Here is a 23,235-nt window from a genome sequence, read left to right on the forward strand (position 1 = left end):
TGGCGCTCGTGGTGATCAGGTAGCCGGTGACGCCGACGTTGTCGGTGGCGGTGAAGGAGCTGACCGCAACGGTGAGGTTCGTGGCGGTGGCCGGAAGCGTGAAGGCGCTTACGACGGGGACGGTGGTGTCAGGAAGGGTGACCGTCACGCTGGCGCTCTTGGAGAGCGAGACGTTACCCGCGGCGTCCTTGGCCCAGGCGTAGAAGGTGTTGCTCCCGGCTACGGCGGCGACGCTCGTCGGGGCGGTGGCTGTCCAGCCGGTGGCAGAGGCTGCCGGCGCGGTGGCGCTCGTGGTGATCAGGTAGCCGGTGACGCCGACGTTGTCGGTGGCGGTGAAGGAGCTGACCGCAACGGTAAGGCTTGTAGAGGTGGCAGGAAGGGTGAAGGCGCTTACGACGGGGACGGTGGTGTCAGCCGGAGCCACAACGGTGAACGAATTGGTATTCACCGAAACCTCGCCATGGGCGCTTGCGGTCGGGTTGCCGGAATCGTAACTGTTACCGAACCAGGCAGCCTTCCAGGTGTAGGTTCCCGGCACAGTCGGCGCCGGCGCGCTCAGGGTCGCGGGGAACGTTGTCGAGTGCCCCATGCCGCTTTCATTGCCGTTCGATATGGCTACCTGCTTATTGCTCTGGTCATAGAGGATGGCCCGTACCCACCCGCTTTGGCTGCCGCCACTTATGGTTACCGATACGGTCTCCCCGGGGGCGTAGGATGTTTTGTTGGTGGCGCCTTTCAGCGACACGGGACCGTGGTGGTGGCATCCATTGCATGTGGCGGCCACCGGCGCGGCATGACAGCCGGCGCAATTGCTTGTGAAGTACGCGGGATATGCCAGCGCCTCCGTGCCCCTCAGCTGAACCGCTGTCAGAGCCCCTGCCCCCAGGGCCACGGCGAAAAGGAACTGCGCTGATGTTTTACTGACAATTTTCATCTTCACTCCTTTCATTCCCTGATCTCAATACGTGTTCTCGTCCTGCTTCTCTCAACATTTGATCGGTACGGGGAATCGATTTTTGGGCGCAATTTCTCCTTTTTCCCGGTTGTGGTTCCGACCCTGGATTCTGGACACAAAAAAGCCGGGGCCGCATATCTGAGTGATATTTCGGCAACCCGGCTGTCTCGGAGAGACCCTGTAGGCTTTCCGCCCCATCCTCGCGGATGGTTTAGTATTGTCGTCTATCCAATTGAAGTTGTCTTAAATCAATTGGAGTCAGGCTAGCAATTTAATACCAATGCCGTCAAGAAAAAATATCACCAGGGTTACTTAACGGTCACAAAAACACATCCCGGATTTGAAGTCTGCAGAGAGAAGATGGAGACCTGCCCCAGGAGACGGGGGGGCCGGTTCTGAGCCGACGGGCAAGTTTCGCGGGCGATTGATCTGTGTCCGAAAGGTGAGTGCGGTTGCAGCAGCGGAGTCATTCAGGGAGAAGAATTTCAAAGACCATTGTAACCGACGCGGACACCGTGCACATCATGGACTCGTCCATGCACGTTGTGCCGACCACGCCAGACGAGGACGACCCGCTCCTCATCCGGTTCGACAATGACCGTATCGAGCCGCATCTCAAGTTCATGGACCGCCACCCCAATTTGCACCGAAACGCTTGGAGCCCCTCCAGGCAGCTGAAACTGCAACCTGGCCCTGGAGGCGTTTTCCACCAGCACCTGTTCGGAGCCCATGAGATGCCGGGCCGATGCGAGCCCGGGGGATGCGCAGGAGTGGACACGGGGGTCCATATCCTCGGGCGGGAGGGGGCTCACGTATTTACGCCAGTGGTCGTCGTAGGTGCCGGCATAACCGGCCCGGGGAAGCCAGTGGGGCGGGATCGGCCCGAATCCCGCAGGCTTGGGGCAATCGGTGGGCTTTTTGATGAGATCTGCCGGGTTTTCCAGATTGGGGAGGCGAAGACCGTCGACCTCCAGTTTCGTCTTGCGCGCAATGTTACCGCGTCCCACCGAATTTTCGAGACAATACACGTGCTCTTTCGGGTCGGGCCAGCTCGTATCCGCCCCTCCGAAGGCCCGTTCCCATACGAGGGGAATCTTCTCGAAAGGCGTGGGCCTCGACATGGACACCTTCCCCAAACACTTCATCCAAATCCGCTCACCGAAGACCCGCACCGTTTTTCGCACCGGTCCCACAGCGAAGGTAACATCCACGGAGGCGACACCCACCTTCGGCGCCCAGGCATGGCCCAGGAGGATGCAGTCAGTGCCGGGCTTTTCCAACACCACATCGGTGTCGTGGATGAGGCTCGACGAGGTGGGGTCACCGGAATACTCGGGCTCAAAGCGGACCGGCACCTGCTCGTCCGCCACGGAGAGGGTGCCGTCACGATTGATCCGCCAGGTTCCCTTGACCACGACGAGGAGGGTCTCGGCGCCGTGGCGGTCGGTGAGAAGGGGAGTGGCGACGGCGAGGGGGGTGGGGTTGATGAGGTCCACCGCTACCCCTTCTTGTTCAGTATGTTTTGAATTTCCCGCCGGCAGATATTTTCAATGGCGGTGAAGGTAATCAGTTGGGCGCTTTTGGTTTTGTAAATCGGCTCATGTCCCCGGTCGAAAAAACCTTCATCGAAATCGGGATCGCGTTTCGGCTTGGTCCGTTGTGCCTTCTCGTCCACAAAATTCGCCTCAAATCCGGACTTGTCGGCAATACAGAAGGTCCGCTTGCGATCCTCTTTCGGTTTCAGTGCAAAACCCGAAGATTCGGGCACCGTGCCGTCGCCGGCACCGTCGGGGAGCTTCATGATGACGAGTTGCAGTTTTTCGCCCTGGTGAGCGGGAATGTCATTATCGTCAACCTCGCCGCGGTACCCTCCTCTGTTGGCCAGGCGATCCTTCAGTACCGTCCCGCTCACAAGACTGGCGCCGGTCTCGATGATTTCCTTGGTGAAGGAAACCGGTCCCAGGGCGCTCTTCATAACGAGGGTCAACGCCGTATCTTTCGCCGTTTCGGGAATCTGTCCAATCGTTTCCTTGACGACGTGCCAGGCGCCCGCCAGGAACCCCGCCTCGCTCTTCTCGAACACCACCCGGTCGGGGCTTGCGATTCCCGAAGAGTAGAACTGGTAGGTTTCGGGGTGGAGGTTGGCGCCTCTATTCTCAACCGCTGCGAGTTTGTCGTGGAATGTTTCGGCTTCGGTTAGGTAACGTATATAAAACGTCCACGGATCAACACCTGCTTTCAATACAGATTTGGATTTTTTCTCAGGATTCAACCAATCAGGATTAATGAGCCGATAATACTTTTCTTTTTCCTGGTAAATTTCCTTGTAAGGATCGGATACCGGGTAAGCCACCCGCTCTCCCTCGGCATCGAGCAACTCCAGCCACCGCTCCCACCCGTCATTGTTTTTATACTGTTTGTTCGGCAAGAGCTGCAGGCCGCCCGGCATGTTACCGAGAAGGGCCGTCACCTCTTCGCCGTCGGTGCCGAGAACCCAGGCGGTTATGTTCCCCTTGCCGATATTGATGTCCGGCAGGGGAACAGGGATATTAAAAAGCCCCCCCAGTTCGCTCAGAGGTTTCCCTTGTTGCACTAACCTCCCCCATTTATGCTTAAGCATCTTGAGCGGGTTCTTGAACCACTGCATAAACTCGATATCTGGGATTGTATGGGGCCGCTCGAATCCCGCCTTCATCCGCCAGTAGGCCGTCGGCGAACCGGTGGCCGGCTGCACGCCGTGGACAACCCCAAGCACGTTTTCCTTGGCTCCATGCAGATTGATAGAAGACCTGGCCACTAGCCCCCCCATGGAATGAGTAACAAGGATGACTTTCTCGCACTTCCGCCCTTTGTAACGGTCTTTGACCTGCTTGATATATTCTGCAAGCATTTTGCCCGCAAGGTCGTTTGAGGCAGTCCAGTTGTAGCCGAAGGCATGGACCGGAAACTCGAAAAACAGGTTCACCGTCTGGTCCCACTGGCGATTCTGAAGCTCCTTCAGAATTTTCCCGTAACTGCTCCACGAAACTCCACCCCATCCACGGTCCTTGCGGGTGTTATCGTTTTTGTCAGAGATATGTTCGCTTTCACTCACTACTTGCAAATATTCATCTTTGAATTCTGAGCCAATTACCATGGCCTTCTTTTCAGCGGCAGACACAGTAATCAGTCCAAATTTTTTGAGCATAAATCCTGAATCATCAGGATCCCAAACCATTGCGCCGGCAGCAGTCTGCAGACGACTACCCATGATACCGGGAACAAAGATGATCGGCATCACATGCCGTTCAATCACAATTCTGTTCTGGCAGTCTGTGTCAAAGCTCTTGATTGGTTCAATCAAGTCTGAAGAATCTACTTCAGTTATTTTAATCGTTGTTGTGTTATCCATTGGAATTACTGTGCCCTCATACTATCGAGCATTGCATCCCACAGCTTGATTTTTTCTTTTTCCTGACCTAACTCACTTTCCATGTCAAATACGATTTTGGGTCGATTGCCTGAATCCTTATCTCCTGCATAACGCCAGATGAAATTCAGCCGTTTTTTCATGCCATCATCCATCCTCAGGATGGTTTCTTCGCCCTTCATCCCGGCAATCGTTCTTTTGCCGGTTCTGACCTTGTCAATATCAACACCACTGGCGAAACCGGTCATCAGGCTTGCTGCAAGCCTGCCAAGCAGGCCATCTTTTTTGGACTCTTCTTCATGGGTTTCATTCATGGTGATTTCCAGCTTTTTTATCAACGGGTGCCCCTCAAACCTCGCATAGGTGCTTTCCTGCTCCAAGTAGGGAAGGGAAATGACGCCGTATCTCAAGGAATAATTCCCTTTGTTGTTTTGGCTTGAACCGTAATGATATGAAGAAAGTATGTTTGTAAAATTATTTATTGTCATTTCATTGTTAGTTCCATCTAGTGTTAGCCACACTGCAACATCTCCGTAATCAACCAGCAACGTCCAATATATGAGTTCTGGCACTAAATAATTCCCATGATAGACAACTGCCTTCGCCCATTTACCTAAGCCTTGCAACATTCTTTCCTCGATGATTGTTTTATTATTGTTAACAGGCTTAGGTTTTTTGTTTATTAATTTTATCTTTTGTTGCCACAAGTCTTCCCTATCTTTTCCCCGATGGTTGCTATTCTTCCACAAAAAGTCGGAAACCTCCGCATATCTGATTTTCTGCTGCTGCACCTCCAGCTTGAACTCCGCCGGCACATCTATGGCAAATCGTCCCATGTGATATGTTTTCATCCCCGATGTTGCTCCTTTCTTCAAATCCTTACTTTTATCAATCTTGTTTCCGGCAGCGTTTCCACAGCCGGCCATGACCAAAACCATCAATAACGACAACAATATTCGGACGTTCATTTGCTATCTCCGTAAACCACGACCAGTCCCTTCCGGGGGCTATCTTGCTGGTATTTTCTATGCCTTCGACTCCTCTATGGGCCGGTCATCCAGGTCAAACTTGTCAATTGTGAGAGTGTAGGTTCCCGGCTCAACGTGATCCAGCAGGACTCCGACATAGTCATGCCCCCCTTCGTATTTGAAGGTTTCCGGGCCGGAGGCTGTATAGGGCAGTTTCAGGCGGGGTTGCTCCGCGCGACCCGTTATCACGTGGGGATGCTTGAACACGAAGGCGATTGACAGGACATGGCACACGGCATCCCGGGCCTCTGCCCCCACATTCCCCTGCACCAGCGGCGCAGGCGGGGTGTTCCCCGACGCCGAGAGATTGCTCACCATGGGGTCGAGTCGCCGGCAGGTCGGTTTACCCTCGACCATAACGTCGAAGGAATAATTAACGAACTTCGCCTTCCCCTTGGTTACCCCCGAAGAAGTTCCACCCACTGTGCCGGGCTCGTCGCCGGTGCTGACGCTGAAGACGGACCCTTTGAGCATGATCGGGTTGCCGTCCACCGAGACGGTTTTGCTGCCGTTACTGGTGTCGGCCGACTTGGCGACGTTGGTGTAGGGAATCGGCACCACCGAAGGCCCTATGGGGGTCTTGCAGACGTCGGGACCGGTTGTAAGGACACCTCCGCTGTCTTTGTGAACCACGGTCTGTCCGTTGACGATGGTGTTGGTCGACATACTATGTATCCTCCTCCGGCAGGGCCGGCTGTTTCTCCATGTTCAACTCCTTACGCAGGCCGTTCATGAATGGACGCCGCTCGACGCGGTCACCCCGCTCCAGGAAGATAACCCGCCGCTCCCCCGCCTCGTCGGACGTTGAAAGCGCTACGCGGCGGGGGGCATTGTGGTGGAGCATGAATCCGGCCAGGGCATCGACCATCATAGCTGCCCCCATTGCGCCGCCGCAGTCGCCGAGGGTGTCGGCTGGATGTTTCAGCGCCCGCTCCCGCTCGGATGGGGGGAAGACCCGCCCCTCCACCAGTCCCCACTCAAGGGCCCGGGCCCGCTCACCGTTCAGGTCTGCGATGACGGTGCCTATGCTCTCTCCCTTGTCGTCAAGTGATTCAAAGGCCTCCAGGAATGCATCGGTAATCCCGCGGGCAATGGATGGCTTCGTCCCGGTCCAGGGATTCGGCTCTGTCCCCCGTCCCCATGAGCCGATGGTGGCAAGGATCGTCGCGTTTCGTTGGCGGGCATGGGTTTCCGTTTCCAGCAGGATTGCGCCGGCAGCCTCGCCGACGAGGATTCCCTCCGGGTTGGCGGCGTCCTTGAGCCGTCCGGCATAAAGAAGCTCTTCCAGACTGGGAGCAGTGACATGGGAGTCGGCGCATCCCACGATGGCCAGTTGCTCCTTCCCCTGCCTCAACCGTTCCGCTGCCTGGATGATCCTCTCGAAGAAAGCGCACCGTGGGTAGGCTGGCGCAGTCAGATCGTCACCCACGGCCTCGGGGATGGGAAGATCCGGCAGCGCTCCCCGGAGCCTTGCACGAAAGTCCTGAGCCGCTGGCTCCGAAAAATCGTCGAGGAGCCAGACGGCTCTTTTAAGCAATTGGGAAGAGAACCCGACTATGCACTGGCGAATGGCCGGCGACAGAAGCGCCACGGCACGGTCAGAGCCGCACAGGTCACGGGGAATAACCTCATCGGGCACTCGGCTGATCGTAGCCCCGCGAAGCACAGTGCCATAACGGTCATCGGCCACCAGGACCGTTTCATGCTCCATGAAGGACGATATCTTCTTCCGCATCGCCAGGGCTGCCCCCCATGCGGTGCCCCCAACCGGGCAGAGGAGTCCCATGCCGGTAATGGCGATCCGCTCGACCTGCTGTTGCTGGGGCGGTTGTGATGGTTGGGCGGGACGACGGCTGAAGAGATTCAACATGCTAATTCTCCGAAATCTTCGCCCCTCTGATGATTACGTCTCCTGACCCCTTGGTCTGGATGGTGCCGCCGCTGACCACGATGTCGCCGCTGCTCTTCATGGAGATGAGGGAATTGCCGGTCTTGAGGACGATCTCGTCGTCGGCTTCGAAGATGATCGACTTCGCCTTGAGGGTGCTTGTCTGGCTCACGGTGGTTGAAAAATTCTGCCCGACGGTGATGGAACGGTTCCCGATGACCTTTTCCGTCATGTGCGCACCCACCAGCACCGCCTTGGTGATACCCACCTCTTCGGCCTTGGCGCCGGCCACCGTCTCGTTCATGGCCCCGCCGACACTTACCTGATAGAGTCCGCCAATGGTGAGCTCCTTGGCCAGACCGATGGTCTCCATGGCGTTGATGCCGACGGTTTCGGTCTTATTGCTCCCCACGGAAATGGTCTTGTTGGCGCCGACCGTCTCGGTATGGTTTGCGCCGATGGTGACCATCTGGTCGACCCCCACGTGCTTTTCCCTATTGTTGGCTACGGACAGGGTCTCATCGTGGCCGACGGTCTGGTTCTTGTCGTTCTCGATGCCGATGGTCCAGTCCTTCTGGCCGTGGAGGTAGATCTCCTCGCTTCCCTTGCGGTCCTCGAAGCGAAGCTCGTTGAAGCCGGTGTCGTTGGGGTAGCTCCGGGTCTTGATGGTGCTGACCGTCTTGTTGGCCGGCAGTTCATAGAGCGGCAGGTTGGCTTCGTTGTAAACGCTCCCCACGATCAGAGGGCGATCCGGATTCCCTTCGAGGAAATCCACGAGGACTTCGTCGCCGACACGGGGGGTAAAGACCATCCCCCACCCGCCGCCGCCCCACCCCTGGGCGGAGCGCAGCCAGCAGGAGCTGTTTTCGTTGCGTTGCCCTTCCCGATCCCAGTGGAACTGGACCTTCACCCGGCCATAGCGGTCGGTGTAGATCTCTTCCCCTTTCGGGCCGACGACAATGGCGGTCTGGAGCCCCTGGACCACCGGCTTTTCGGTGGTAATCCGGGGTCGGAAGGGGACCGATGTCGGGATGACGGTGAAGCTGTTGCCGTACTTGAAGCCGTCTCCAGCCTTCTCGTTGAGTGATTGGGGCTGTTGGCCCGAGTGGGTCACCGACACGATGAGGTATTCGGCGTTCAGGCTCCGGGTCGGGTGGGCGTCGAGGGTGAAATTGTAGCCGGGAATCAGCCGCCGCACGGAGCTGTGACCGTCCCCCCGTGTCTTGTTGACGGTCTGCTCTTCCAGGCGAACCTTGGCGAGATAGCTTCCGTGATCCAGGTCAACATGGAGGGCGGGGTAATCATAGACCTCGAATTGCTGCCCGGACTTCTTCCGCTGCGCCGTTAGGTCAAGCGCGGGTTGCTTGAAGAAGAAGTTGCGGTGGGTAAAGGAATCGGGGCGGAGCCGCTCCGAGAAGCTGAACGCGTGGACGTTTTCCTCGGAGGCAACCATGCCGCCGTTGGGGTTGAACGTGATCCGCTCCCCCCCGTTGAGAGGGACATGCACAAGGGAAGCGTCGCCGAGAACCATGACATGCTTGTCCTGGTAGTGCTCGAAAAAGTAAAAAATCCCTTCCTCTTCCAAAAGACGCGAGATGAAATCGAAATCGCTCTCCCGGTACTGCACGCAAAACCCGCGCGGGCGGTTCTTGTTGGTGAGAGCGAAGCGGTAGCGTTCCGCAGTGATACCCCCCTCTTCCAGGAGGGTCTTGACGATCTCCTGGGTGGTGGTCTCCTGAAAAATCCGACAGTTCTTCCGCAGCGTAAAGCGCCAGAGGGTAGGGACCACCTGAGCCCGGTAGAGATAGTAGTCGCCATCCATGCCGGTCTGCTCCATCCTCCTGATGATGCCGTGGAAGTAGCGAGCTGCGCCGTCCAACAGCACCGAGTCGTTGAGGATCGTAAGAAGCGCTTCCTGGCTGACGATGCCGGCAAAGGATTCGATCTCTTCCGTCGTGGCCAGTTGGACGTCGATCTGGAATGTATCGGATATCTTTTCAGAAGCTGTAAAGCCTACAACTGACGTTTGCAGCGGCGAGCCAGCGATCTGGAAGAGGAATGTGGCTTGGGAGCCGGGATTTAACAAGCTCATGGTGGGTGTCCTTCATTTATGATTATTGGTCAGAGTTTGACCCTATCGGCGAGGGCTCATGAGAGCCTTGACCTCTCTTTTGCCGACTGGCGAGAGGAAGGGAAGCAACTTGTCATAGGGCACAACGATATCGTCCTGACAGCCAACATACAGCTGCGGTGAAAAGACCATTCCTTCCCTTGAGGGGTGCAGGCTGTAGGTGACGTTCTCGGTTAACATTTCGGCACATTCCTCATCAAACTTGGCATGGGCAACAATGATCTTATTGAGTGCAGCCGACGCTTCATACTTCATGCCTTCAAACCAGGTCCAAAGGTCGACGTTCTTTCCACTGGAAAGGTCCCAGGTGCTGTACCAGTAATGGTGGTTAATTCGTAGGCCACCGCAATAATCATCAGCGACTACTGCAAGCGCAAGCCATCGTGACGACCAGAATACCGGCGATTCAGTCACCGAGTATTCAGCCACCTCTTCGGCCCGGGTATTATCCGAGCCAAGACATTCATAGTAATTTCCTATCCTTTCGCGCAGCTCTGCACGCAACGCCTGGTTGACGCCGGCAACACCAGGTCCACTCTCCAGAAGCTCAACGGTTGAAATAGTGGTATCCACTCCAGCGGAGAGAGTACGAAACCGCTTACCTTCGAAGTTCTCTGGACTGCCCGCATTGATCTTAACAGCGTCAATCCGCGGACCATTGTAGGCCTCATCATCACAGAGCTGACCCTCATTCGCGGGAGCACTTACCCTCTCAAGGACTATGGGCGTCGAACGCTTCCCCTTTGATGCAAACCAATTGCCGGTAAGCCTGTCTCGGGTGATCGACTCGAACTTCCATTCGCCAGTCCTTTTCCCCTTGGTCATCTCGGCCCAGCGGGGCCCTTTCTTATCTGATGCTTCGAGGGAGATGTCATAGGAATGGCGGCGGTAGTAGTAACTCGATGAATCATCATGATCAAGGCAGACCATAACCTGCTGCTTACCGATTGTGCCGCTCCAGACGCCGCGCCAGGACGGATCAGCGGCTGACGCGGCACCTGACAGCAGAAGAAGGTGTAATGACATCAGAATGGTTGCTTTATTCACGACCTGCTCCCAATGCTGAACCTTGAAGGCTATCTGAAACCATTTTTTAGACTTTTTCAGGGACGACTATTTTAGGGTGCAATCTAGTCTTCGCTATCTATTTGCCGCAAGTCGCTCTCTCTACAGCTAACCCAGGCATATTTCCCCGGTTTAATGACGGATTTGCGAGGTTTCCAAAACAATCTTTCTCGTAGCTTGGTGTTACTAAAATACTCTATCGAGCAAATGTTTTTGTGTGCTACTTTTTCAAGCTCTTTTGTGCTGCCAGAGAGCAAAAGAATTACACCAAAACCCGAATCTGCACAGCACCCTAAGGAGGGTTTTTGTGTTTCGTATTCCAACAACACAAGCTTGTGCCCCATGATTGTTGCGGGCTTTACTAATACGTAGTAGTCAGTCATATCGTAACTGCTACTCGGTTTTGACCTTATAAATTTATTGTCGCTAAGATATTCGAATAATGCAAAATCATTTATTCTCATACGATCTTCGTTATCTACCATGGCAGATTTTACAAAAATAGTTGTAATTTCATTAGGTTCTTTGGATTGGACTTGTTGTGGAAACACGCAGAGACTGATTAAAACAACATATAGCGCTATAATATGGGTTGCTTTCATATATATCCTCCGCTGTGCTGTAGCGCTCTGCATTGCATATAGCTTTTGAGTGTGTTGCATGTCATTAAGGCAACGGCATCAGGATATCCTTCCAAAATGTGCCGTCATTCCAAAGGCCCAATTACCCGGCCACCAGTGTAATAGACAAACTTATCCGGGCCATTGAGATAGATGTAGGATTCCTTCTTGCCCCATTTGGCCCGAACGAAGTGAAGGCAAGACTTGCCTTCGGGATTGTAGCCGAAACGCTCGGACACGAAAGGTTTCTCGCCAGTAAAGTCGAGGATTATGAACTGGTTGACACAATCGATACTTCGGCCTTCGGCGACAACTATCCGGTCGATTTTCAGCGGTCTGGTGGGAGGTTTTGTTTTCGTGGTTCGCTGATACGGGTTCGCGTGAGAGTCAGGTATCATTATGACAAGTGATACACCCCATCCATCTTTTTGATTTATCGAAGACAAAATCGACTTCCCATCAAGTTTAGCTTCCACAGCATTAACATCTAGTTTTCCTTCCTTATTCACAAAGGTCAACTCTCCGTGCTTTGTGGCAAATCGCAAGTGCAAATCATCAAGGTCGCTTTCTTCAGATGCCTGCGCTGAAACAGTCAATATGAATGCAACTGACATGGAAAGCAAAATCAGACAGGTGAAAAAACGATACAGTTTCATGCGGTTACTTACTCCTTATGGCTTTAGTAATGGGAATGACTTTACGGCCATCTGTCGCGCCAGATGTATCACACATATGATTGGTTATTCTAATTTTTTTATCGATGAAATTAGCCAGCCATTCTCGATGTGCCCTTAGATAGTCGTCCCCGGCATCCATGGCCTTTTCTTCAGCAGACACCTCACCCACTTGCTGCACTAGTAGGTGTTGGGCGCGGCGGGCAGTCATCGTGTCATTTATGAATTTGCGGGCATCTCCTGCACCCAGGTGATGGCAAAGATACATAATCTTGGCCTTTTCCCCATCACTCAGGCCGCTTATCCGATAACCCTCCTCACTGAGGCTTTCCAGGTTTTGTTTCCCGTAGTCCACCGCCGCATGAATCGCACATTCAACGTCAAATCGCAAATCCAGCAACTTCTGGAGATTGGCGTCGCTTGCCATAGCCTTGCCCGTAACGTAGGGCTTGCTTGAGAGTGTCTTATGGAGAGGACTCTTTGTAACGAGCATGCCGTTGGCAAGGCTGAAAGCAGGCACAACTTTCAGCGCAGTTCTCCCATTTCCTTTGATGGTAGCGGTTGTGAGCCAGCCCTTCTCCTTTGTGCGGGCATTCAGGAATGTTCCCTTGGTCAAGGCTTGTCCAATCCAGGTCCCATCAAGAAACTGCGATACCCCCCGCGCGGAAGAATTCTTGTTTCTTGAGTTTGCAGCCCATTCTCCTGTTTCCTCCGTTCTCTTACGTGTCTTCGGCCTTCCGGTCTTTGGATCGATCACAGGCTTCCCACTCTTGTCAAGCACCGGTTTTTCAATCTCTCTTTTAATGGTTGCAGACTCGGCATCCAGCAACGCCGCAATGGCCTGGGGGAGGAACCCACTTCGCTTACTGGCGGCAAGAATGATGTCTCGATACTTGAAGTTTGGTCCCAACCAGAGGTTCTCCTTGTTGGGACATTCGAGCGCCACCTGTTTCACCGGATGACCAGCCGGGCTCCGTGTGTCGTCCACGGTGCCGGGCAGCGGGGGAACTGCCGGTGAGGCGGGAGCAGTCGTTGAGCTTGGCGCAATCGGTGGCTTCTTGGGCGCTTCTCCCTTATGGGGCTGCTGTACGGACCTTACTTTGAGTTTGGGGCTGGTGATCCTGCAGGATTGATTCTTCAACTCGGCGGTAAAAGTCTGGATTTGCTTTTTTTCGTCATTCGCCTTCTGCGCAAAGACCGTCACCGGCGTAGCCGGCTGTTTCACCAACAAAACCGGTATCTGGCCTTGCTGGTCTGTAAGAAAATCGAATTCAGCCCCTCCGATCTTAACCCACACTTTCATGTTGCGAATCGGCTTGTTAGCAGCATCCACAAACGTGAGCCACAGTCGTCCGGCTTCCTTGGGGGCAGGCGGGGCAAGGCTGGGAGATGGCCGGCTAAACGACGTTGGCGGTAAGAAGAGCTTTTGGCCGATTCTGATGAAATCAAGATTTGTCAGGTGATTGAGTTCTGCGATGGCCTGAGGTGTCGTGTTATACTCATTGGCTATTTTCGTCAACGTATCGCCTCGTTTGACGATATAAGTCTTCATTCTTCGGCCTCCCGATCGAACCAGTCGGTGTATTCAAGCATCTGCGGCTCGTCATCGGTCGTGATGTCGATCGCCCATTCGCCGCTTCCCACGAAAGCAATATACTCTTCAGGGCTGGTTTCGCTGATTTGACGTTCAGTCCGACCGTCCTCACCCGTAACAAGACTTACTTTCAAAGCCGAGGTCACCGGATCAAGAAGCACAACATCAACTCCAGGGCCTGGAGTCCCGTCCACAGCACTGACTACCTGCCAACGCAGGCTGCATTTTTCTGGCTTGATGAAGCTCGGAACTTCAGTAGGAGTATACTGCGACTTCGCAATACTCTTCCCCTTGATCCTCACCTCACCCGCCCCCTTGGTGGTGACGTTCCCCCCGAGCACGACGATCTCTCCGTTGCTCTTCATGGAGATCATCGCCTTGCCGGTTCTGAAGATGATCTCGTCTCCGCCCTCCATGTGAATTGCCTTGGCCTTGACGGTGTGATTGCCGTCGATGACGGTGGTGAGGTTTTCCCCGACGCTGCTCTCGCGGTTAGCCATGGCCTGCTGGGTCATGTGGGCGCCCACGAAGACCGCCTTGACGGCTCCCACTTCCTCGGCCTTGGCGCCGATAACGGTTTCATTCATGGCGCCGCCGACGCTGATCTGGTAAAGGCCGCCGATGGTGAGTTCCTTGGCCGCGCCGATGGTTTCGGCGGTGTTGATGGCGACGGTCTCGGTGCGGTTCAGGCCGATGCTGACGCGCTTGTTGTCGCCGATGCTCTCGCTGTGGTTGCGGCCGACAGTGACGGTCTGGTTGACGCCGACGAATTTGGTCCGGTTGTTCCCCACCTGCATGCTCTCATCGTGGCCGACGGTCTGGTTCTTGTCGTTCTCGATGCCGATGGTCCAGTCCTTCTGGCCGTGGAGATAGATTTCTTCCCGCGCCTTGCGGTCCTCGAAGCGCAGTTCGTTGGAACCGGTGTCATTAGGGTAGCTGCGGGTGCGCATGGCGCTGACGGTTTTGTTGAAGGGCTGCTCGTAGAGGGGGAGATTCTCCTCGTTGTAAGCGCTGCCGACGATCATGGGCCGGTCGGGGTCCCCTTCGAGGAAGTCGACCAACACTTCGTCGCCAACGCGGGGGGTGAAGAGCATCCCCCATCCGCTTCCGCCCCACCCCTGGGCGGGGCGCAGCCAGCAGGAGCTCGTGTCGTTGCGCTCTCCCTCGCGGTCCCAGTGGAACTGCACCTTGACCCGGCCGTAGCGGTCGGTGTGGATCTCTTCGCCGGGGGGGCCGGTGACGATGGCGGTCTGGAGCCCCCGCACGACCGGCTTGGGTGTCCCGCGCCGGGGGCGGAAGGAGACGGAGGCGGGGATGGCCAGAAACGTGTTGCCGTAGTTGCAAGCGCCACCAGCCTCTTCCTGCAGTGCCTGGGGCTGCTCGCCCACGTGGGTGACGGAGACGAGGAGGTATTCGGCGTTGAGGTGGCGCGCCGGATGGTCGGCAAGGGAAAAGGTAGAGCCCGGGATGATCCGGCACGAGGTGCTCTGAGCTTCAGCCTGGCACTGCAGGGCGGTCTGTTCTTCGTGGCGCACCCTGGCCAGGTAATCCCCTCGCTCCTGAGCCACATAGGGGCCGGGGTAGTCGTAGATTTCGGTTTGCGGTCCGGCCTCTCCCTTTTTCCGAGCCGTCAGGTCCACGGACGGGTGCTTGAAGAAGAAGTTGCGGTGGGTGTAGGAATCCGGGCAGAGCTTTTCCGAATAGCTGAAGGAGTGGATGCTTTCTTTTTCCGGAACCATGCCGCCGTTGGGGTTAAAGGTAATCTGCGGGCTCCCTGTGATGGGAACATGGACGATCCCGGCGTCGCCGATGACGATGACATGCTTGTCCCGGTAGTGCTCGAAGGAATAAAACATCCCCTCCTCTTCCAGAAGCCGGGAGACGAAATCGAAATCGCTCTCCCGGTACTGGACGCAGAAACCGCGGAGACGGTTCTTGTTCATCAGGGCAAAGCGGTAGCGGTCAGAGGTGATACCCCCTTCTTCGAGAATCTTCTTGATAATGTCCTGGACCTGCATTTCCTGGAAGATGCGGCAATTACTGCGCAGGTTCCGCTGCCAGAACGCAGGAACGACTTCTGCTTCGTAAAGGAGATACTTTCCGCTGCTGCCGAATTCTTCGAATCTTCTCACAATGCCGTGAAAAAACCGGTCCTCGCCGCCCGAAGCCTGGTCATCATTGATGATGGTCACCAGCGCTTCCTTGCCGATGATCTCGCTTGGAGATTCGATCTCGAACTCGGTGGCCAGGGTGACCTGCACCTGAAAGGGGGCGGACAGGGCCTCGCGCGCCCACAGGTGAACAACCGAAGCCTCAACGGATGTTCCGGTCATGGAAAAAAGGAAACGGGCTTCGGATGCGTGATTAAACATGAAAAAATTCCTCTGGCGAAATTACCTGCTCGCTGCCGCAGCAACGGTCTTATGCGGGAAAAGCAACGAACATCAAGGAAGAGCTTTACTGACCGAGGAGATCGGCACAAAGCGGTTGTTTTCGAACGTGTAGAAATGTTTCCCCTCAGCCCCTTGCTTTTCATCTCTAACGCCTGAAAAGATGATCAGTTTACTGTCGAGGCGGAATTCCACGGGAACGAACGTCTCGCTCCCTTCGTCACCCCAACAGCAAAGAGTGAAGGGGATGCGATACACTTTTCCCGTTCTGGCATCGATTACCGCCCCCATCAGGCATTCCATACCGCATCCCCACGTCGTGAGAATGTAGTGTCCGGCGAAATTGGGCTTCTGCCGTGCGGCCTCTTTCAAACGCGTCCGGAACATGCGGTCTTTCCGGCCAAGCTGCAACGGAGCATTCTTGCCCGTAAATTTGCCTGCCACCGGGTAATTCCTGAATTCCGGGACACTATTCTGGGCCTGCGCGATTGTGGCAAGCAGAACAAAAGCAGTGAATGCTGCCAAGATGACGCCGGTTACTCTCGAAACGGGGGAGATCCTCATTGCGCGCTGAATTCCTTCACGAATAGGTTCAGCAATCGAACCACCCTCCCCGTCACCGGGGAGGGCATCACATCAAACATCCTTCTTACAGCATCTTCTCCAACGCATCGGCCCGGTCGCCGGGGGCGGGGTGGCTGGAGAAGAGGCTCTTGTCGTTGCCGAACATCTTTTCCAGCTTCCGCAGGGCGCTTACCGATGCCTTTGTGTCGTATTTGTTCGCCTTCATCAGGTTCAGGGCGTATTGGTCGGCGTCATTTTCCTGGGACTGGGAGAACTGGGCGTTGACCAGGCTCTCGGCCAGGTCGCCGAGGGCCGAATCGGACAGGGCGGCCACGGCGTTGCCGCTGGCGGCGCCCACCTTGCGGGCGGCGGAGGCGGCGTAGGCGGTCTGGACGGCTTTCTTGCTGTGGCCGAGGCTTACGTGGCCGATTTCGTGGCCGATGACGTAGCGCACTTCGTCGTCGGTCATGGCGTCCATGAGTCCGCTGTAGACCCGGATGGTGCCGTCGGCCATGGCAAAGGCGTTCACGTCTTTTGTGAGGTAGACTTTGTAGTTGGGCTTTACGCCCCCTTCCATCTTGATCCCCTTAGTGAGTTTCTCCAGGCGCTTGCCGTAAGCGCTGGAGGCGGGAGCCACCTTGTTGGAGCTGTCATACTTGCTGCTGGCGTTGGCGGCAACGGCCTTCACGTCGGCATCGGAGAGGACGGCGGCCTTGGCGAGATCCTGGCCGGCATCGATGAGGCCGCTCAGGCTGAAGCCGGCGTGGGCGGTCTGGCCGAGGGCAAGGGTTATGGCTACGGTTGCGGCAAGTTTCCGGTACATCGACAATCTCCTTGGCATGTAATCAAAGCTGCCCTCCCCGTGGCCGGGGAGGGCAATGCATCACATATACGAACTGCTTACTTGGGCACGCTCCAGGAATCCTCGGCTTCGATGCCGTTGGGCTCCCAGGTCCACTTGATCTTGCGGTAGGTGAAGGCCACTTCTTCCATGTGGCGGTAGGGCTCGTTCTCGGCCAGGAGGGTGACCGGCATGTAGGGCTTGATGCTGACCACGATGGCGTCTTCGAGCTTGATGGTGTAGTAGTGCTCCTCGGTCCCCTGCTTGGTGATGCGGTAGAACTTGAGGGTGACGTCCTTGAGGTGCTCGCCGGTGCAGAGGGCCTGATACATCTTGGGGGAGCTGGCGTCGAACTCCTTGACGATGCTCAGGGGTCCGTGGACCCGCTTGCCGGTGGGAAGCCCGGAGTGGGGATCCTTGGGCATATGGATATCGTGGTTCATGGAGAAGACGAGGATGGTTTTCTCGCGCCCCTGCAGTTCGCAGGAACCGTCGATTTTCCCCTGTTTTTCACCGGTGATGGTGAGGTGCGCAGGCATTGCCATTGATTACTTCCTCCTTGTGGTGTGGAATACGCGGCCCGTGATGGGCCGCATTGCAAAATAATAATGGGATGTTCCCCGTCCCTGGTCCCGGCTTTACTCTTTGTCCAGCTTGCCGACAAGAGATAACGTGAAGTACGCCCCCATGTACTTGAAGTGGGGGGTGACCTTGAGGCCGACCCGGTACCAGCCCGGCTCGCCGGGGACTTCCTCAACGGTCACCTGGGCCTGACGCAGGGGCCTTCTGCTCCGCACTCCCGGCATGGGGTTGTCCATTTCGGAGACGTATTGGCGGATCCAGAGGTTCAACTCGTTTTCCAGATCCCCCCGCTCCTTCCAGGTGCCGATGTGCTCCCGTTGGATGACCTTCAGGTAGTGGGCGAGGCGGCTCACGATGAACATGTAGGGGAGCTGGAGCCCCAGCTTGTAGTTGAGCTCGGCCTCCTTCCCCTCCTTGCTGGTGCCGAAGTATTTCGGCTTCTGCACGGAGTTGGCGGAGAAGAAGGCGGCGTTGTCGCTCCCCTTGCGCATGGTGAGGGCGATGAACCCTTCCTCGGCCAGCTCGAATTCCCGGCGCTCGGAGACGAGCACTTCCGTGGGGATCTTGGTCTGGATGGCCCCCATGGCCTCGTACTGGTGGAGCGGCAGATCATGGACGGCGCCGCCCCCCTGGGGGCCGATTATGTTGGCGCACCAGCGGAAATTGGCGAAGCTCTCGGTAAGGCGCGTGGCGAAGGAGAAGGCCGCGTTCCCCCAGCAGTAGCGGTCGTGGCTGTCGGAGACGCTCTCCTCGTAGTTGAAGCTCTTCACCGGCTTGGTGGCCTCGCCGTAGGGGAGCCGCAGGAGGAACCGGGGGAGCGCCAGACCCACATAGCGGGCGTCCTCGCTCTCCCGGAACGACTGCCACTTGGCGTACTGGGGGCCTTCGAGGATCGACTTGATGTCTTTGAGGTTCGGCAGCGCCGTATAGTCGTCGCAGCCGAAGAACTGGGGGGAGGCGGCGGCGATGAAGGGGGCATGGGCCATGCCGGCCACGGCGGCCAGGCTCTGGAGGAGCTTGATGTCCTGGGGGCCTGGGCCGAAGTCGTAGTTGCCGATGATTGCACCGTAGGGCTTGCCGCCGAACTGGCCGTACTCGGCCGAGTAGACGGTCTTGTAGAGTCCCGACTTGGCCACCTCAGGGGCGTCCTCGAAGTCGTCCAGGAGCTCCTCCTTGGTGGCGTTCATGATCTCGATCCGGTTGTTCTCCCTAAAGTCGGTCCGGTCCACGAGGAAGTGGAGGGAGCGCCAGGAGGACTCCAGCTTCTGGAACTGGGCATGGTGGAGAATCTCGTCCATCTGCAGGGAGAGCTTTCTGTCGATCTCGGCGATCATGTCGTCAAGGACCGCCTTGGATACCTTCGGGGTCTCGGTCCCCGGCTCCAGGAGCTGGGCGATGAGGGCCTCGACCCCCTTCTTGGTGATGGAGTAGGCCTCGTCGGCGGGCTGGAGTTTCGTGGCCTGGACGATCTCCTCCAGAAGCGATCCTTCCGTCCGGGTCTCGACTGCTGCGGTGTTGTGCTGTTCTACGCTCATTGTTGCTCCTCCTTACCCTTCCTCGATGCCGATTTCGGCCAGAAGCTTGGCCCGGGCCGCGTCGTCGGTGATCAGTTCCTGGATCTTCCTGCGAAAGTCGGGAACGTTGGAAAGGGGTCCCTTGAGGGCCCGCAGGGCCTCCCGCAGCTCCAGGAGCCGCTTCATCTCGGGCACCTGCTCCACGACCGCCTCGGGGCCGAAGTCCCTAAGGGACTCCACCTTGAGGTTCACTGGAAGCTCGTCACTTTCGCTTCCGGCGAGCCGGTTGGGGACGGCGATGTTCAGGGTGATCCCCTGGGCCTTCATGACGTCGTTGAAGGTCTCCTTGTCGATGGCGATGGGATCCCGCTTCTCGACGGGGCGCTCGTCGGTGGTGCCGGTGAAGTCCCCCATGACGAGCATTTTCAGCGGCAGCTCAACCTCTTCGGCAGCTCCGTCCGAGGCCGGACGGTAGACGATGTTGACCCGTTCCTTCGGTGCTACAGATGCTTCTTTCGACATGTCCTTCTCCTTTCGTACGATCGTAACGGTGACAGTTTCTCCATCCGTGGAGGACGCAATCAGCGTAAGGGTTATGCAAATCCATCAAAGACCTTGAGCAACCCTAGCAGCTTCAGTCTTCCAATTGGTTGCACCCATGAGCATGCACACCCAGTAGGAACTTCCCTTCTCTTTGACTCTCCGTGCCATCTTGCGCAATTCACGCTGAACATCTTTGGGGTTGAGGTAAACGCCCGGACGAGGGACAAGATCCATGGCTTGCGAACAGCTTTTAACTTCCGAAATCATCTTTGATATTACTGCAACAAGCTCTTCATTCATTTCCCAATTAGCAGTCTCATGCTTTCCCCAGAAGGCTTCCACGATAACCCTCAGATCATGTTGTTCTGTATCGGTCAATGCCATGAATGTCATTTCTCCTTTACGGAAATGGTTGACAGAATTTCTACGAACTTGTTGGTTTCACAATTGCTCTCCAGACGCATAAGGAAATTTCTGGAATGCGCATGAGAGACTAGAGCCACATTTCTGTACGGGCCTGGACCTTTCGTTATCTGGTAGATCGTAACCGGACCCTTGCGGTACACAGCCAGCCGGGGATTTGTCTGGAATAACCCACGTTTCATCGACAGCATCAGTCGCCAGCTCTTGCGATTATCCTTTCCAGAAGGCTCTGGATCTTTAGGCGTTTTGGTAAAGAGAACGTTCGCTGCCTCGATTACCGACAGTCCGCGTTTGGGAAGTTTGAGGGCACTGAATGTTTCACAGCCGAGCAGCAAAGGCTCCCCGTTCTTGAACCTGAAGACGCTCAGGTTGTCTCCTATCCCCACAGAAGCCACATCGGATGGCACCCGGAAAGAAAGTCCTCTGAACAGAATCGTAATGCTTTCATCGGTTGATGGCGCTTCCGGCCAGGGGATCTCGACCGCAACAGCCTCGCAACCGGGACCTTTGCATTTCAAAAGATTCCCATCAGCCTTGCGGGAAGCCTCGCAGGGCTTGGCAAGAATTAACAAAAAAATGATGGGTAATCCTACCAGCCAGATAAATTTCACTTGGTATCCTCCAAGATGTTCTTACCCCTTGGCAAGCCGCACCATCTCCACCGGGTCGAGGCGGGCGATGCGGTGGAGGGCATCGGCGGCCTTCTCCTTGAAGCGGGGCTCGGCCTGGGAGTCGAAGCCAACCCAGGCGAGCTTCAGTCCCCGAAGGGCCAGGGCCGGGTCGTACTCTTCGAGGCCGAAGGCCCCGATATCGGCCATGACCTGCTCAAGGTGGGGGAGCGCCAATCGGGCCCGGTTGGTGTTCACGAGAAGCTGGGCAAGGGCAAGGCGCCAAAGGAGCTTCTCCTTGCGGGACGCGCCGTTGCCGAGCTGCTTCTGGAACCGCTCCACCGCCTCCAGGAGCTTGCCGCTCCGGATGAGGGCCTGGGCTTCCTCCGCTTCCCGGGCGATGGCCTCGGCGCGGCCGTCGCTATCGGCACCGGCAGGGCAATGGACAGCGGATGCCTCGCGCTGTGCGAGTCCCGCAAGCCACTGGCGGGTCTCCGGGTCGGCGAAGGGGGTGCCGTCGGCAAAGGCCAGGCCATCGAGTCCTGGAAGCCGACCAACGAATGCTGCCGTCTCGGCGCAGACCGCCTCCCGGGCAGCGGCGAAGCGATCGCCAAGGCGGGAGAGGGCCTCGACGGTGAGGCGGCTCAGATCGAGCCAGAAGATGAACTGGGGGAGCCGCGCCTCCGCTGCCTTCAGAAGCGCCTCACCGTCGCCGTGGCTGGCCAGCTCCTGGAGAAGGGTCAGCACCTGCCGTTCGGGCGGGGGGATGCGGGTACGGCCGTTCACTGCCGGCGGCAACTCGGTCACCTTCCCCCAGGCGGCAAGCCGGGAGAGCCGGTAGGGAACGGGGCCGGCGGGGTCCTGCTGGAGGAGAGCGCCTGCCGCCTCCCCCACCTGGCGAAGCCCCTCCTCCAGAGCCTGAAGGGAGGAGCCGGGAGCAATCGTCTGCCGGGGAGGCTCCACGGGAGGAACGGTGGCCTGGCGGGGGGGGGCGAAAAGATCGGTGGCGGGAGCCTCGGGCTGGGCCGGCGGAGGGGCCACGGCTTCGGATACTGTCTCCCCGCCTTCTTCCGGCGCCATGTCCGACACCAGTTCCCGCAGTTTCGTGAGGGACGGGGCATCCTCCAGGTGTTCTCCCAGAAAGCGGTCGATTGCAGCGAGGGTTTCCAGCACGATGCCGTGCTGTTCCGTCGGGAGGGTTTGGGGACGCTGCTGGCGCAGGGCGATCTCGGTCCGGTCCAGCCACCACTCCACGCTCCGCTGCCGCCCCCGCATCCTGGTGGGATAGAGGTCGCTCCAGAACCGCTCCAGGAGGTCGCGCCAGACCTTGAGACCCAAGGCCAAGCCGTCCCCGCCGCGGGTCTGGACAAGCCCCACTGCCAGGTAGCTGGCCACCAGGAGATCCTTGGAGCGGGTGGCGAGGATGTCGACCGAGAGCCGCACCACCTTCTCCCAGTCCACGGTGCCGGCGATTGCCGGGGAGGTGAGCTTGTCCACCTCCGCCTGGAGGGTGTCGAAGAGGGGATCGTAGCGGACATCCTCCCCCACCGGCTGGTCGGGGCGAACAGGCTCTTTTCCCAGGGTTGCTATATCCATTGCGTACTCCGTTCCGATGCTGTTTGGCCACCCACCCGCGTCCGAGGCGGACCAGAGGTGGAGAAAATCCCCCGGCGCCAGGGCCCGCCGGTAGGAGGCGAGAAAGGAGCGCTCCAGGGTTCCCCCCATGAAAAGGGCGTTGGGGACCCCTTTTGCGGCCCCCTTGGCCAGCAGGTGCCAGAGGCTCACGAGGGTAATCTTGTCGTTGACCGGCCCCCGGTCGAGGCGCACCGAGAATTCATCCTTTCCGGCCCGTTCGGCGGCAACCGTTTCCAGCCGGGGACTGTCCAGGAAGGAAGCATAGGGGTCCCGTGGGGAACCGAGGCGGTTCAGCCCCCGGCGGCGCTCCGCCAGTTCGTCCCAGTCTGAGGTGGGGGGGCGCAAGCCCTGGAGCCCCTCCTCAAGCTTCTTCAGGTCGCCGAAGGTGTTGGTGGCCAGGAACTCGATCTGGCACCAGCTCTTCTCGCAGGCAAAGGGGAGGAGGTCCCACTGCCCCTCCCATCCCTCCAGGGGGCCGCTCCCCATGATGAGAAGGGGATAGGGGCGGCCGAGGCTGTCGCTGGAGACCCGGACGACGCCCAACACCAGGGATTCCCGGCCGAAGCCCCGGGCCCAGAAGCGCCAGGAGCAGAAGGGGGGCGGGGCGGCGCTTCGCTCTGACTGGAGGGTGTAGCCGCTCTCCACCCATTTCGTGAGCCCATCCACAAAGGGGGAGGAGTGGCCGAGGCGGAAGTAGTCGGCCGCCGCCGGGTGCTTGCCGAAGGCGGACCAGTGCCAGGTTGTCGTAGTGTCAGTGCCGAGCATCAGTCG

The 23,235-nt window shown here is 57.4% G+C and carries 19 protein-coding genes, 1 pseudogene and 1 riboswitch; all 20 genes and pseudogenes read right to left on the minus strand.

Annotation, left to right across the window (positions count from 1 at the left end):
* Positions 1-934 (minus strand): annotated as a pseudogene (locus tag KI811_RS16660) (hypothetical protein); the annotation flags it as partial.
* A 170-nt stretch (positions 935-1,104) separates the two neighbouring features.
* A riboswitch (cyclic di-GMP riboswitch) is annotated at positions 1,105-1,181 on the minus strand.
* A 259-nt stretch (positions 1,182-1,440) separates the two neighbouring features.
* On the minus strand, positions 1,441-2,451 hold the full coding sequence (locus KI811_RS16665) for a DUF2169 family type VI secretion system accessory protein (protein ID WP_214187599.1): 1,011 nt from the start codon (positions 2,449-2,451) through the stop codon (positions 1,441-1,443).
* 2 nt (positions 2,452-2,453) lie between these two features.
* On the minus strand, positions 2,454-4,346 hold the full coding sequence (locus KI811_RS16670) for an esterase/lipase family protein (RefSeq protein ID WP_214187600.1): 1,893 nt from the start codon (positions 4,344-4,346) through the stop codon (positions 2,454-2,456).
* A gap of 5 nt (positions 4,347-4,351) precedes the next feature.
* On the minus strand, positions 4,352-5,332 hold the full coding sequence (locus KI811_RS16675; RefSeq protein ID WP_214187601.1) for a T6SS immunity protein Tli4 family protein: 981 nt from the start codon (positions 5,330-5,332) through the stop codon (positions 4,352-4,354).
* Between the two features lie 57 nt (positions 5,333-5,389).
* On the minus strand, positions 5,390-6,058 hold the full coding sequence (locus KI811_RS16680; protein ID WP_214187602.1) for a DUF4150 domain-containing protein: 669 nt from the start codon (positions 6,056-6,058) through the stop codon (positions 5,390-5,392).
* Between the two features lies 1 nt (position 6,059).
* Positions 6,060-7,262: a 3-oxoacyl-ACP synthase gene (locus tag KI811_RS16685; protein ID WP_246551832.1), complete on the minus strand. Its 1,203-nt coding sequence runs from the start codon at positions 7,260-7,262 to the stop codon at positions 6,060-6,062.
* A gap of 1 nt (position 7,263) precedes the next feature.
* On the minus strand, positions 7,264-9,372 hold the full coding sequence (locus tag KI811_RS16690; protein WP_214187603.1) for a type VI secretion system Vgr family protein: 2,109 nt from the start codon (positions 9,370-9,372) through the stop codon (positions 7,264-7,266).
* A gap of 42 nt (positions 9,373-9,414) precedes the next feature.
* The gene (locus KI811_RS16695) at positions 9,415-10,458 is read right to left on the minus strand and encodes a hypothetical protein (protein ID WP_214187604.1); all 1,044 of its coding nucleotides are present in this window, start codon (positions 10,456-10,458) and stop codon (positions 9,415-9,417) included.
* 83 nt (positions 10,459-10,541) lie between these two features.
* Positions 10,542-11,078, minus strand: coding sequence for a hypothetical protein (locus KI811_RS16700; protein WP_214187605.1), 537 nt, complete (start codon positions 11,076-11,078; stop codon positions 10,542-10,544).
* A gap of 104 nt (positions 11,079-11,182) precedes the next feature.
* On the minus strand, positions 11,183-11,752 hold the full coding sequence (locus KI811_RS16705) for a hypothetical protein (protein WP_214187606.1): 570 nt from the start codon (positions 11,750-11,752) through the stop codon (positions 11,183-11,185).
* A 4-nt stretch (positions 11,753-11,756) separates the two neighbouring features.
* A complete protein-coding gene (locus KI811_RS16710) occupies positions 11,757-13,322 on the minus strand; it encodes a LysM peptidoglycan-binding domain-containing protein (protein WP_214187607.1) in 1,566 nt (521 codons plus the stop codon).
* Positions 13,319-15,736 (minus strand): type VI secretion system Vgr family protein, encoded by a 2,418-nt coding sequence (locus KI811_RS16715; RefSeq protein ID WP_214187608.1) that lies wholly within the window; start codon positions 15,734-15,736, stop codon positions 13,319-13,321. Before KI811_RS16715 ends, KI811_RS16710 begins: the two co-directional genes overlap by 4 nt.
* A gap of 72 nt (positions 15,737-15,808) precedes the next feature.
* Positions 15,809-16,279: a hypothetical protein gene (locus KI811_RS16720; RefSeq protein WP_214187609.1), complete on the minus strand. Its 471-nt coding sequence runs from the start codon at positions 16,277-16,279 to the stop codon at positions 15,809-15,811.
* Positions 16,280-16,403: 124 nt separating this feature from the next.
* Entirely contained in the window at positions 16,404-17,141 is a 738-nt protein-coding gene (locus KI811_RS16725) for a M48 family metallopeptidase (protein WP_214187610.1), read from the minus strand.
* A gap of 77 nt (positions 17,142-17,218) precedes the next feature.
* A complete protein-coding gene (locus KI811_RS16730; protein ID WP_214187611.1) occupies positions 17,219-17,704 on the minus strand; it encodes an Hcp family type VI secretion system effector in 486 nt (161 codons plus the stop codon).
* Positions 17,705-17,797: 93 nt separating this feature from the next.
* On the minus strand, positions 17,798-19,276 hold the full coding sequence (gene tssC / locus KI811_RS16735; RefSeq protein WP_214187612.1) for a type VI secretion system contractile sheath large subunit: 1,479 nt from the start codon (positions 19,274-19,276) through the stop codon (positions 17,798-17,800).
* A gap of 12 nt (positions 19,277-19,288) precedes the next feature.
* A complete protein-coding gene (gene tssB, locus KI811_RS16740; RefSeq protein WP_214187613.1) occupies positions 19,289-19,777 on the minus strand; it encodes a type VI secretion system contractile sheath small subunit in 489 nt (162 codons plus the stop codon).
* 84 nt (positions 19,778-19,861) lie between these two features.
* Entirely contained in the window at positions 19,862-20,182 is a 321-nt protein-coding gene (locus tag KI811_RS16745; RefSeq protein ID WP_246551833.1) for a hypothetical protein, read from the minus strand.
* Between the two features lie 5 nt (positions 20,183-20,187).
* Positions 20,188-20,832, minus strand: a complete 645-nt coding sequence (locus tag KI811_RS16750; protein ID WP_214187615.1) for a hypothetical protein — start codon at positions 20,830-20,832, stop codon at positions 20,188-20,190.
* A gap of 21 nt (positions 20,833-20,853) precedes the next feature.
* Entirely contained in the window at positions 20,854-23,229 is a 2,376-nt protein-coding gene (tssA, locus tag KI811_RS16755; protein WP_214187616.1) for a type VI secretion system protein TssA, read from the minus strand.
* Positions 23,230-23,235: the final 6 nt, after the last annotated feature.

This window comes from Geobacter hydrogenophilus (assembly GCF_018501225.1).
GTDB classification, from domain to species: domain Bacteria; phylum Desulfobacterota; class Desulfuromonadia; order Geobacterales; family Geobacteraceae; genus Geobacter; species Geobacter hydrogenophilus.